9 protein-coding genes are annotated in these 12,924 nt (G+C 65.3%); 6 read left to right on the forward strand and 3 right to left on the reverse strand.

Going from position 1 to position 12,924, the window contains the following annotated elements; genetic code table 11:
• Positions 1–37 precede the first annotated feature (37 nt).
• Both NU1_RS18490 and secA read right to left on the reverse strand, forming a co-directional pair.
• Complete coding sequence (locus NU1_RS18490) at positions 38–1,456, reverse strand: hypothetical protein (protein ID WP_067523003.1); 1,419 nt, start codon at positions 1,454–1,456, stop codon at positions 38–40.
• Positions 1,457–1,664: 208 nt separating this feature from the next.
• The gene (secA, locus tag NU1_RS18495; protein WP_067523004.1) at positions 1,665–4,502 is read right to left on the reverse strand and encodes a preprotein translocase subunit SecA; all 2,838 of its coding nucleotides are present in this window, start codon (positions 4,500–4,502) and stop codon (positions 1,665–1,667) included.
• A gap of 541 nt (positions 4,503–5,043) precedes the next feature.
• Between secA and NU1_RS18500 the strand changes: the two genes are divergently transcribed.
• From NU1_RS18500 to bluB, 6 genes are all read left to right on the forward strand, one after another.
• Complete coding sequence (locus NU1_RS18500; RefSeq protein ID WP_067523005.1) at positions 5,044–6,465, forward strand: WS/DGAT/MGAT family O-acyltransferase; 1,422 nt, start codon at positions 5,044–5,046, stop codon at positions 6,463–6,465.
• Positions 6,449–7,084 (forward strand): DUF6912 family protein, encoded by a 636-nt coding sequence (locus tag NU1_RS18505; RefSeq protein ID WP_371859806.1) that lies wholly within the window; start codon positions 6,449–6,451, stop codon positions 7,082–7,084. The genes NU1_RS18500 and NU1_RS18505 overlap by 17 nt, the downstream gene beginning before the upstream one ends.
• A 338-nt stretch (positions 7,085–7,422) precedes the next feature.
• The gene (locus NU1_RS18510; protein ID WP_067523066.1) at positions 7,423–8,601 is read left to right on the forward strand and encodes a ferredoxin reductase; all 1,179 of its coding nucleotides are present in this window, start codon (positions 7,423–7,425) and stop codon (positions 8,599–8,601) included.
• Positions 8,602–8,706: 105 nt separating this feature from the next.
• Positions 8,707–10,182, forward strand: coding sequence for a fatty acid desaturase family protein (locus NU1_RS18515; RefSeq protein ID WP_067523006.1), 1,476 nt, complete (start codon positions 8,707–8,709; stop codon positions 10,180–10,182).
• A gap of 104 nt (positions 10,183–10,286) precedes the next feature.
• Entirely contained in the window at positions 10,287–11,540 is a 1,254-nt protein-coding gene (locus NU1_RS18520) for a fatty acid desaturase family protein (RefSeq protein WP_067523007.1), read from the forward strand.
• Between the two features lie 148 nt (positions 11,541–11,688).
• The gene (gene bluB, locus NU1_RS18525) at positions 11,689–12,333 is read left to right on the forward strand and encodes a 5,6-dimethylbenzimidazole synthase (RefSeq protein ID WP_067523067.1); all 645 of its coding nucleotides are present in this window, start codon (positions 11,689–11,691) and stop codon (positions 12,331–12,333) included.
• 34 nt (positions 12,334–12,367) lie between these two features.
• Here the strand turns inward: bluB and NU1_RS18530 are convergent, their stop codons facing one another.
• The gene (locus NU1_RS18530) at positions 12,368–12,793 is read right to left on the reverse strand and encodes a hypothetical protein (RefSeq protein ID WP_157552463.1); all 426 of its coding nucleotides are present in this window, start codon (positions 12,791–12,793) and stop codon (positions 12,368–12,370) included.
• Positions 12,794–12,924: the final 131 nt, after the last annotated feature.

Below are 12,924 nucleotides of genomic sequence, written 5' to 3' on the forward strand. Positions count from 1 at the left end.
GGGACCGTGACCCGAAAGCGCACCCGTCCGGCCGGATTCACGAGCCGATCGGGCCGCGGCGGCGGCGAACGAAGGAGCAGGCCAGGGTGGTGAGGAACAGGCCGACCGCGAGCCAGGCGAACCAGTCGCCGAAGCGGGCGTAGACGGTTCGGGTCGAGGTCAGGGGAATATCGGCCAGGACGGATCGGGTGGTGGCGATATCGGTTCTCGCTGACGCGAGGATATGGCCCCGCGAGTCACTGGCTACCAGTTCGCCCAATTGGGCTGCGCGGGCAATGCCCACACCGGATTCGATACCGCGCATGACCGCCATTCGGCTGTGCAGCCAGTGGTCGTCGGTGAAATCGAGAGCGGGGACCAGCAGCAGGGTGGCGTCGAGGCGGCGGTTCTCGCGAACCAGGCCGGGGCGGTCGAGGTCGAAACAGATTGCCAGGGCCCAGGGTTCACCCGGGACCAGTTGGTGGGCGGTGCCGGCGGTGAACTCCTCCTCCAGGCCGGGGACGAGGTAGTGCTTGGCATAGCTGACGCCGGAGGGGTACGCGATAGCGGCGTTGATGGTGACGTCGGGGCGGGTGAGAATCAGGCCGGCGACTATGTGGATGTCGCGGCGGGCGGCCACCTCCGTCAACCGGTCCGACAGCAGGTGGAGGGTCGATTCTTCTGCGCGCCAAGCTTTTTCGGGGAGCACGACCGCGCGGACACCCTGGTCGGCGAGTAGTTCGATTTCAACGATCGCGCGGGTGAGCATGTCGTGACCGGCGGGCGAGTCGATCGGAACGTATTCGGGGGGTTGGGAAACGGCGACGAGGCCCACTCGGACGGTGTGCTGTTCGTCGGCGGCGGTGAGATGCCATGCGCCGAAGCCGGCTACCGCGATCGCGACGACTGCCAACGGGGCGGCTATTCGGATGCGTTGCGGCCGGGTGGCATTCGCCATGACCGCGAGGGCGGCGGGGACCAGCAGGATCAGGAAGGTAAGGCCCCACACGCCGGTGATCGCGGCGGTCTGGATGAAGGGCAGGACATTGGACTGGGTGTAGGCGATGCTCCACCAGGCTCCGGTCGTACCGACCAGGGAGAGCACGTATTCGAACGTCACCCACCCGGCGGGGAAGGCGAGCACCGCCAAACCCGGGCGGTCACGCAGCATCAGCGCCCGGAATACCAGGATCACCGCACCGAATACAAGGGCCGAGCCGCCGAGTAGGGCGACGGTGACGGGGACCGGCTGTTCGAGGGTGGTGGTGAAGTAGCGCCACATTCGGGCTTCGCCGCCGAGCCAGGACAGGGCTCCGGCGAGGAAGGCGAAGGGCGCGGAAATGCTCGGGGCGATGAGCAGTACGGGCAGCGGCGCCAGGAAGGCCAGTCCGGCGACGGGGTGTAGACCGGTTCCGAAGTGCCACAGCACCGCCGACAGCAGTGTGGCAATCGCGGCAATCGCCGTTTGTTTCACCATCGCCTCTCTCCCCCGGCTGAACAGGTGTCGAAAAGGCCGGGCCACACCATTTTCCGGTTCATGACGCCCACGCACCTCACCCTGCCGTACCGACCGGTGCTCACACCTGGGTACGGTGCGCAGCTCCCACTACGAGAATGGCACCCGAGCGAAATGCTCGGGTGCCATTCTCGATTCGTCGGTTCACACGACCGTCAGCTCAGCTGACTCAGCGACGGCGTTTGGATTTCGGCGCCTTCTCGTGCTTGCTCTGGCTGCGCGCGGCTTCCCGGCGTTCCCGGCGGGTGGTGCCGGTGTCGGCCTCGCCGTCCCCGTATTCCTCGGCGGCGGTGTGCACGGCCCGGTGGCCGCCCTCATCCGGCCCGGAGTAGTTCAGGGCGCGCGCACCCGGGGAATCGCCGATTCCCTTGGCGCGCAGCGCCGCGGGGGCACCGTTGGCGACCGCGGGAGCGGGCTGCTCGGTGGGGAGCGGACGGTTGCCGACCGGGGACTGCAGTCCCGCGGCCACATTCACGCCGGCGGGCTGCTGCTGGACCTCGACCTGGAGGTTGAAGAGGAAGCCGACCGACTCCTCCTTCAGGCCATCGAGCATGGCGGCGAACATATCGAAGCCCTCGCGCTGGTATTCGACCAGCGGGTCACGCTGGGCCATGGCGCGCAGGCCGATGCCCTCCTTGAGGTAGTCCATCTCGTAGAGGTGCTCACGCCACTTGCGGTCCAGAACGCTCAACAGCACCTGGCGTTCGAGATTGCGCATACTGCCTTCGCCCGCGAGCCCGTCGATTTCGGCTTCACGGTTCTCGTAGGCGGCGTGCGCGTCGTCCAGGACTGCCTCGAGGAGTTCCTCGCGGGACAGCTCGCCGAACTCACCGTCTTCGGTCTCACCGGACAGGTCCCGGTAATCGATTCCGATGGGGTACAGCGTCTTCAGCGCGGTCCAAAGCTTCTCCAGATCCCAGTCCTCGACATAACCCTCGGCGGTGGCCGCGTTCACGTAGTCGGTGATCACCGAGGTGATCATCTCCTGGACCTGACCCTCCATATCCTCACCGTTGAGGATGCGCTTGCGCTCGGCGTAGATGACCGTGCGCTGCTGGTTCATCACCTCGTCGTATTTGAGGACATTCTTGCGGATTTCGAAGTTCTGCTGCTCGACCTGGGTCTGCGCGGACTTGATGGCGCGCGAGACCATCTTGGCCTCGATCGGCACATCATCGGGCAGGTTCAGCCGGGTCATGATCGACTCGAGCGCCGCGCCATTGAAGCGCCGCATGAGTTCGTCGCCCAGCGACAGGTAGAAGCGGGATTCACCCGGATCGCCCTGACGGCCGGAACGACCGCGCAGCTGATTGTCGATACGCCGCGATTCGTGCCGTTCGGTACCGAGCACGTACAGCCCGCCCGCCTCCCGCACCTTTTCGGCGTCGTCCTCGGTCTGCTGTTTGACCTGCTCGAGGGTGCCGTGCCATGCGGCCTCGTACTCGTCGGGCGTCTCGACCGGATCCAGGCCCTGACGGCGCAGCAGGATATCGGCAATGATGTCCGGGTTGCCGCCCAGCACGATATCGGTACCACGACCGGCCATATTGGTCGCGACGGTGACGCCGCCGGGCCGACCGGCCTCGGCGATGATCTGCGCCTCTTGCTCGTGGAACTTGGCGTTGAGCACGTTGTGCGCGATACCGCGTTTGGTCAGCAGCTTCGACAGGTATTCGGAGCGCTCCACCGAGGTGGTGCCGACCAGGACCGGCTGGCCCTTCTCGTGCTTTTCGGCGATATCGTCGGCGACCGCCGAGTACTTCGCCTCCTCGGTCTTGTAGATGAGGTCGGCCTGATCCGCGCGGACCATCGGCCGGTTGGTCGGAATCGGCACCACGCCCAGGCCGTAGGTCTGGTGCAGCTCGGCGGCCTCGGTCTCGGCGGTACCGGTCATACCGGACAGCTTGTTGTAGAGCCGGAAGTAGTTCTGCAGCGTGATCGTGGCCAGGGTCTGGTTCTCCGGCTGGATCTCCACGGCCTCTTTGGCCTCGATGGCCTGGTGCATACCCTCGTTGTAGCGGCGACCCGTGAGGATGCGGCCGGTGAATTCGTCGACAATGATGACCTCACCATTGCGGACGATGTAGTCCTTGTCCTTCTGGTACAGCTCCTTGGCCTTGATGGCATTGTTCAGGTAGCTGACCAGCGGCGAATTGGCCGCCTCGTACAGGTTCTCGATACCGAGCTGATCCTCGACGAATTCGACGCCCGCCTCGTGCACGCCGATGGTGCGCTTCTTGATATCGACCTCGTAGTGCAGGTCCTTCTTCAGCAGCGGCGCGATGCGCGCGAATTCGGCGTACCACTTCGACGAGGCGTCGGCCGGACCCGAGATGATCAACGGCGTACGAGCCTCGTCGATCAGGATGGAGTCGACCTCATCCACGACGGCGAAATTGTGCCCACGCTGCACCAGATCGTCGATCGAGTGCGTCATATTGTCGCGCAGGTAGTCGAAGCCGAACTCGTTATTGGTGCCGTAGGTGATCTCCGCGGCATAGGCCTGGCGACGTTCGGCCGGGGTCATCCCGGACAGGATCACGCCCACCTCGAAACCGAGGAAGCGGTGCACTCGGCCCATCCACTCGGCATCGCGCTTGGCGAGGTAATCGTTCACGGTGACCACGTGCACACCGTCGCCGCTGATGGCGTTCAGGTAGGCGGCCAGCACACAGGTCAGGGTCTTGCCCTCACCGGTCTTCATTTCGGACACATTGCCGATATGCAGCGCCGCGGCACCCATGACCTGCACCTTGTAGGGCTTCTGGTTGAGCACGCGCCAGGACGCTTCCCGCGCGGCCGCGAAGGCCTCGAGCAGCAGCTCGTCGAGGGTCTCCCCATCGGCGTAGCGCTGTTTGAACTCGTCGGTCTTGGCGCGCAGTTCGGCGTCGCTCAGGGCCTCGAATTCTTCGTCGAGGGCGAGGACCTCGTCCGCCAGATGCGACAGCCGCTTGACCGTGCGACCCTCACCAATCCGTAGCAACCTCGAAAGTGTCAGCGCAGGCACGGGTTCTGTCAGTCCTCTGGTCGGTGGTGTCGGGCTTATTACCCCGGAGGGTTTCGGGCGCGCGGGTGCGCAACCACTGCCATGGTAATGCCGCTCCGATCGTATGCGCTCTGTCCATTGCCTCCGCTCCGCTCCGGCGGTGCCGTGTCGTTGGCCTCCGCTCCGCTCCGGCGGTTCGCGGCCCTCGTAACCCCGTTCTTCCCTCCCTCCGCTACTCCGCTTCGCTCCCCCCGCTCCACTCAGTCCAGAACGGGGCGGGCCGCGAACAAAAGCCCGGAGTAACTGTCAGCTACTTGCTGGCGAATGAGCTTGCAGCAGAATCCATTTCAATGCGCGTGGCGTAGCATGGGGAACGTCTGTCGTGCTGTGGCTTGCGCCCGCACACCGGGAAGGGGTTCCCGACGACGACGCAAGGGGGCGGGCATCGAGGCCCATTTCCCAGTGATCCGGATCGCTTGCGCATGGAACCGGCACGCACGCTGACGACTCGAGCGGCAGGATAAGTGCGGGTCGAGGATCGGATAGAGGAGTAGCGGGCAGCGTGATCACGAGACTGACGCCGCAGGACGCGTCGTTCTACCGGCTCGAATCGAGCAGCAATCCGATGCATATCGGATCCCTGGCGATCCTGCGAAATCCGGCGGCGACCGGCAATTCCAGCGGTAAGTCCCTGGACTACGACCGACTGATCGATTTGGTGGAAACCAGGCTGCCACTGGTTCCGCGCTACCGCCGAAAGGTCCGCGAGATCCCGTTCACGCTGGGCCGCCCGGTCTGGGTGGACGACGCGAAATTCGACATCACCTATCACATTCGCAGGTCGGCCCTGCCCGAACCGGGCACCGACGCCCAATTGCTCGACCTGGTCGCGCGGCTGTCCTCCCACCCCCTCGACCACACCCGCCCGCTCTGGGAGATGTACCTGGTCGAAGGCCTTTCCGGTGGCCGCTGCGCGGTATTCACCAAAACCCATTCGGCGCTGGTGGATGGTGACGCCGCGCTGGAAATCGGCCATGTGATCCTCGACACCACCGCGGCACCGCGCGAATTCGCCGATGACGCCTGGATCGCCCATCGCGAACCCGCCGACCTGGAACTGCTCATCGGCGCGGTCGCGCACCTGGCCACCCAGCCGCGCGAGGCCCTCGACGTCATGCGCCGCACCGGCGCCGAGGCCTTCGCCTTCGTGGACGCCACCGGCAAGGCCGTCAAGAAGATGGTGTCGATGGTCCGGGCGGCCGCCATCGGCGTACCCGACAGTCCGCTCAATACCCGCACCTCCCGCAACCGCCGCTTCGAGGTGGCGCGCACCGACCTCGAGGACTACCGCAAGATCCGCAGGAGATTCGACTGCTCCATCAATGACGTGATCCTGGCCGTGGTCACCGGCGCACTGCGCAACTGGCTGCTCTCCCGCGGCGAAGTCCTCACCGAATCCACCGCACTGCGCGCCGTGGTGCCCATGTCCGTCTACGCCGACGGCCCGGGCGGTGAGCTGAAACCCGCTGGTGAGGTCACCTCACTGCTGGTGGATCTGCCGGTGGGCGAACCCAATCCGGCCATGCGGCTCGCGCATATCAAGCACGCCACCGAGGTGTACACCAAACATCAGCGCGGGGTGCGGGCCCGCACCCTGGTCCATATGGCCGGATTCGCCCCGGCGAGCCTGCATGCCATGAGTGTGCGGGCAGCGAGTACCTTCGCAGAACACACGTTCAATCTGGTGATCACCAACGCGCCGGGTCCGCAGACGCCGATGTTCATCGGCGGCGCGCGGATGCTGGAGATGTATCCGGTATCGCCGCTGCTGCGCTTTCAGGCCTTGAGTATCGGGATCACGTCCTACGACGGGCGGGTGTTCTACGGACTCAATGCCGATCGTGACGCCATGGCGGATATCGGCGTACTGACCGCGTCGGTGCACGAGTCGATGGAGGAGATGCTCGGTGCCTGCGTCCAGTGAGTCATCCCACCGCGCCGTACCCGGCAAGCTACGCGTCTACGTGCCCGCCACCGTGGCCATGCTGCGGGAGCTGGTCGTGGATCGGGAGCTGCGGGCCATGAATGACACCGCGTTCGCGGTCACCCCGGCATTGCGCGAGGCCTATGCCTCCGGTGATGACGAGGAATTGGCGGAGGTCGCCATGGGTGAGGCCGCGCGGGCCTCGCTGCGACTGCTGGCCGATGCGCAGGCCGGTGTCGAACTCCGCGGCGACGGCGAACCGGAGGTCGTCGACGCCCTCGATCCCGCCGACGCGGACTCCCCCGCACCCGCCGCCCCGGTTTCGCGTCGACCGGTCTTCCGGCGCGCCGTCATAGCGGCCGATATCACCGATGTCATCCTGCGCCCGGATCTCGACGACGCCGTGGTGCGACTGTCCGGACCGATCCCCTACGACAGCATCGCGTCGGTCCATGTGGACCTGATCGACGCCGAACCGGCCGTCGCCAAGGCCGTGGATGTCATCGACGCCGCCGATCTCGGCGACCCGGACGCGGAATTCGTCCTGGGTGACGCCGAGGACCACCAACTGGCCTGGTACGCCACTCAGGAAGTGCCGTTCCTGCTGGACCTGCTGTAAGGACCCCGGCAAGCTCGTCTTCCCGGCGCGGGCAAAGCTCGTCATCCCGGCGTGCTTTTGGCCGGGATCCACACCGCACGGCACCTGCGCTGATTGCGGTGGATTCCGGCCAGAAACATGCCGGAATGACGGGGGAATGGCGGGAGGAGCCTCTTCCCATGGCCTTCCCTGCCCCGTAACCTACGATGCCGTAACCTTGAGTGACGACGCGCGCGGAGCAACACGACAGCTCCGCGGGACGCGCGATCACCGCGCCGCGAATGAGCGACGACGCTCTGCCCGCGGCCAGCCGTATACCGCCGCGCCACAGCGCACGACGACAGAGGAACGTCCGCACCATGGGTTTGAAATCTGGGGGATTGTCCGTGCGAGGCCTGCGTGAGTGGCTGGAAGCCCCGGTCGCCGAGGCGGCCACGGCGGGCAGGACCCGGCTCGACGCATTGCGCGGCGCGGCGGCTCGAATCACCACGCCGCTGCTGCCGGACGACTATCTGCATCTGGTGAATCCGCTGTGGTCGGCGCGCGAACTGCGCGGCCGCATTGTGGAGGTGCGCAAGGAGACCGCCGATTCGGCCACCCTGGTGATCAAGCCGGGCTGGGGTTTCGATTTCAAATTCGAGCCGGGCCAGTACATCGGTATCGGTGTGCTGGTGGAGGGTCGCTGGCATTGGCGGTCGTATTCGTTGACCTGCCCGCCGGATTGGACCGGGGGTGGGTCAGGGGCAGATTCACAGCACAAATCCAAGCGGCTCATCTCGATTGCTGTGAAGGCCATGCCGGAGGGCTTCCTCTCCAGCCACCTCGTCTCCGGTGTTCCGGTCGGCAGTGTGGTGCGCCTGGCCGCCCCGCAGGGTGGTTTCGTACTGCCCGAACCGCCGCCGTCGAAGGTGCTCTTCCTGACCGCCGGTTCGGGTATCACCCCGGTCATGGCCATGCTGCGCACCATGGAGCGCCGCGGTGTGGTCCCTGATGTCACCCATCTGCATTCCGCCCGCACCGCCGATGACGTCATGTTCGGCGAGGAATTGCGCGAAATGCACGACCGGCACCCGAGTTTCACCGCCGATCTGCACTTCACCGGCGAGCACGGCAAATTCGCGCTGGCCGATCTGGATCAGCGGGTTCCGGACTGGCGTGCGCGCGAGACCTGGGCCTGCGGTCCGGCGGGCATGCTCGACGAGATCGAAAAGCATTGGGCGGCCGCCGGTATCGCCGACCATGTGCACGTGGAGCGGTTCGAGATCGAGCGCTCCGCCGTCGGCGAGGGCGGCAAGGTCACCTTCGGCAAGTCCGGTCGCACGGTCGAGATCGATGGTGCGACCAGCCTGCTGGAGGCCGGTGAGTGCGCGGGTGTGCAGATGCCGTTCGGCTGCCGGATGGGCATCTGCCAGACCTGTGTGCTGACCATCACCGACGGGCACGTGCGGGATCTGAGAAACGGCAATGAGCACCGGGCGGGCGATAAAGTACAGACGTGTATCTCGGCCGCCGCCGGTGACTGCACCCTGGATGTCTGACCCGACGCCTGTACGCTCGAGGGCAGTCGAGCACGGTGCCGCATACGGCGCGACCTGCGACTCGCGCCCCGGCTCGGGGTCAATCGAATCACGGAAGGACCGCCGGTGGCCATCACCGACATCAAGGCGTTCGCCCATCTGACGGCGACCGATATCGAAACCCTGGGACAGGAGCTCGACTCCATCCGACGCGACGTCGAACTCTCCCTGGGTGAGCACGATGCCAAATACATCCGCCGATCCATTGCCGCGCAGCGCATGCTCGAGGCCGCGGGCCGCGCCACCCTCTTCGCCAGCAAGAAGCGCTGGGCGTGGGTGACGGGTACGGCGCTGCTCTCGGTCGCGAAGATCATCGAGAATATGGAGCTCGGGCACAACATCAGCCACGGGCAGTGGGATTGGATGAACGATCCCGAGATCCACTCCACCACGTGGGAGTGGGATATGACGGCGACGTCGGCGCAGTGGAAGCACGCGCACAACTACTCCCATCACACCTACACCAATATCGTCGATATGGATCATGACGTGGGCTTCGGCATCCTGCGCATGACCCGCGACGAGGAGTGGCGCCCGATCAATCTGGCGCAGCCGGTGGCGAATCTGGTGCTGGCGGGTCTGTTCGAGTGGGGTATCGCGCTCCACGATCTGTCGATCACCAAGGAACAGGCCGGGATTCCCGAGAAGGGTTCGGCGTTCTCGGAGCCGAACAAGGAGTTCTACCGCAAGGCGGGCCGGCAGATCGCCAAGGATTACGTGATCTTCCCGGCGCTCACCGGTCCCGCGTGGAAGCAGACACTGAAGGCGAACGCGACCGCGAACCTGGTGCGCAATCTCTGGGCATACGCGGTGATCTTCTGTGGCCACTTCCCGGACGGGGCCGAGAAATTCACCGTCGAGCAGTTCGAGAACGAGACGCACGGCGAGTGGTACCTGCGCCAGATGCTCGGCAGCGCCAATTTCGACGCCGGTCCGGTCATGGGTTTCATGAGCGGCAATCTCAGCTACCAGATCGAACATCACCTCTTCCCGGATATCCCAAGCAATCGGTATCCGGAAATGTCGGTGAAGGTGCGGGCACTGTGCGATAAGTACGATCTGCCCTACACCACCGGTTCGCTGGGTAAGCAGTACATGCTGGCCTTCCGCACCATTCACAAGCTGGCGCTGCCGGATCGATTCCTCAAGCGCACCGCCGATGATGCTCCGGAGACATCGTCGGAGCGCAAGTTCGCGGGTATCAGCCTGCCCACTATGCCGTCGATGCCTTCTATGCCCGCAATGCCGTCCATGCCGAGCAATGAATGGCTCGCCGAACACCTTCCGAGTGATGAATGGCTGGCCGCGCACCATTGGCCGATCGTGGATCCGGTGACGGGTAAACGACAGGGACTGCGCTCGGCGCTGGCCGAGGCCAAGGTGGCACTGAAGGAGAAAGCGCGGCACGAGAAGGAAGTGCTGCGCGAGGCCAAAGCGGCCCTGCAGGAGAAGGCTCGGGTCGAGAAGGCACTGCTGCAGGAGAAGGCTCGCAATAGCGAGCAGGGCCGCTCGCTGCGGCGCTTCCTGCGCCGTAATCGCTAGGGGCACTAGCAGATACAGGTGTCGAACGCAATGCGGCGTTCGACACGGTAGAGATTCGATCGCTCGTAACCTACGGAGCCGTAACCTACGGTAGTGTAACCCGCATGGCGATCTCGGATGTCAAGGAATACGCGCACCTCACCCCCGAGGATGTCGAAGCGATCGGCGCGGAGCTGGATGCCATCCGCCGCGAAATCGAATCCTCTCGGGGCGTGCGCGACGCCAAATACATTCGCAATGTGATCCGGCTACAGCGCGGCCTCGAAATCAGCGGCCGCGGCGTGCTGTTCGCGAGTCTCTTCCCGCCCGCGTGGTTCGCGGGCGTGGCGCTACTGGGCGCGGCCAAGATCATCGAGAATATGGAGATCGGCCATAACGTGATGCATGGCCAGTGGGACTGGATGAATGACCCGGAAATCCATTCCAGCAATTGGGAGTGGGATAACGCCGGTCCGTCCGAACACTGGAAGATCACCCATAACTTCCTGCACCACAAGTACACCAATGTGCTCGGTATGGACGATGACATCGGCTACGGCCTGCTGCGCGTCACCCGGGATCAGCGGTGGTCGCCGTTCTATCTCGGCCAGCCGGCCTACAACCTGCTGCTGCAGATGTTCTTCGAATACGGTGTGGCGATCCAGCATCTGGAACTCGGAAAGGTCGCCAAGAAGAAGTGGGCGCCGGGCAGCCCGGAGCGCCTGCAGTTCGAGGCCGACCGCCGACTGGTGCTGAAGAAGATCGGCAAGCAGGCGGGCAAGGATTACCTGCTGTTCCCGCTGCTGACCGGACCGGCGTTCTTCGGCACCCTCACCGCCAACCTGGCCGCCAATGTGGTTCGCAATGTGTGGACCAACGCGGTCATCTTCTGCGGGCATTTCCCTGACGGTGCGGAGAAGTTCACCCGCCGCGATGTGGAGACCGAGACCAAGGGCGAGTGGTACCTGCGCCAGATGCTGGGTAGCGCGAATATCTCCGGTGGCTCGCTCATGCACTTCATGAGCGGCAATCTGAGCCACCAGATCGAACACCACCTCTTCCCGGACCTGCCGTCGAACCGGCTGCGCTCCATCGCGGTGAAGGTGCGGGCCATGTGCGAGAAGTACGACCTGCCCTACACCGAGGGTTCGCTGCCGGTGCAGTACGCCAAGTCGTGGCGCACCATCATGAAGCTGTCACTGCCCAATAAGTACCTGCGGCACACCACCGATGATGCCCCGGAGACCAAATCCGAGAAGGCGTTCGGCGGCGTCGCCACCATCGACCCGGCCACCGGTCGCCGCCGCGGGCTGCGCACCGCGCTGAACGATGGCCGCCGCCGGATTACCCGCCGCCGGGAACCCGCACTCGCGCACTGACCCTTCCCGAAGCGCGCCATCCCGGGATGACGACGAAGGCGGGGGCATCCCGGGATGGCCAAGGGCTGGGCGAGCAAGGAATGACCTGCCGCCCGCGCTCGCCAGCAAACCTCCTGGTTCACTAGAGCGCGTGTGTGCTGATGGTCCGATCGCCCCCTCCGAATGTCTCAGCGTCTATGACGTGATCCGCCTGCGCCGCGATGTGCGCGCGGAGTTCACCGGGGAGGCCGTCGACGACACCACCCTCCTGCGTATCCTCGATGCCGCGCACCGGGCTCCGAGCGTCGGCAATTCGATGCCGTGGGATTTCGTGGTGCTGCGCGATCCGCGGACCCTGCGGACCTTCGCGGACCATGTGGCCGAGAAGCGGCGGGAATTCCACGAGGCACTGCCGGCGGATCGGGCGCGGACCTTCGATCCGATCAAGATCGAGGGGATTGTCGAGTCGGGCACCGGCATTGTGGTCACCCACGATCAGACGCGTGGCGGCACGCATGTGCTCGGCCGTGCCACGGTGCCCGAAACCGGCATCTACTCAACGATTCTGGCTATTCAGAACCTGTGGTTGGCCGCCACCGCCGAGGGCGTCGGCGTGGGTTGGGTGAGCTTCTACGACACCCCGTTCCTCGCCGAACTGATCGGGGTCCCCGCAGGCGTGCGGCCGGTGGCCTGGCTGTGTGTCGGCCCGGTGGACGAGTTCCAGCGGATTCCGGATCTGGAGCGCTTCGGCTGGCGTGATCGCCGTCCGCTCGACGCGGCCGTGCACTGGGGGCGCTACACCGACCGCGGCTGAGATGCGAAGGGGGAGTAGCCCCACCCGCCTCGGTTCAGCTGCTCCCCCGACCGATGACCGTCACCTCGTCCAGGGTGACTTCGGGATCGCTGACGCCCTGCGCACCGGTGATGGTCATGACGCCGGTGAAGATATCGCCCTGGGATACGCTGCGGCTCCCGTCGCCGGTCAATTCCACCCGCGCGCCATCGAGGGTGTAGTACTCGGTCGGGCCGCCGGTGACGAACGCCAGCGTCCACACCGCGGCATTGGAGTACACCAATCCGTGTACCCGGAAGCGCTCACCGGCGTAGCGCTCATGGTCGTTTACGATCGGCCGGATATCTGTCTCGACCGCGGGCGCCTGATCGGTCGGCGCCGAGAGAACAGGGTGGGCCATCGCGGGCCCCGCGGTCGCGAGAACCGCCGCACCGACCACTATGGCGGCGGCGATTGTGTTCCTACCGACTGGCTTTGTCATAAGCGCGGTCATGCTCGCCCCTCCGAAAGATACGTCGCGATCGAATGCCCGAATCGGGCGCTCGCGAAACCCTCGGGCCCCGTATCGAGGTATGAAACACACCGGCCGCCCCATATCGGGCCGCCCCCGCG

This window comes from Nocardia uniformis NBRC 13702, from assembly GCF_001613345.1.
Lineage (GTDB): Bacteria > Actinomycetota > Actinomycetes > Mycobacteriales > Mycobacteriaceae > Nocardia > Nocardia uniformis.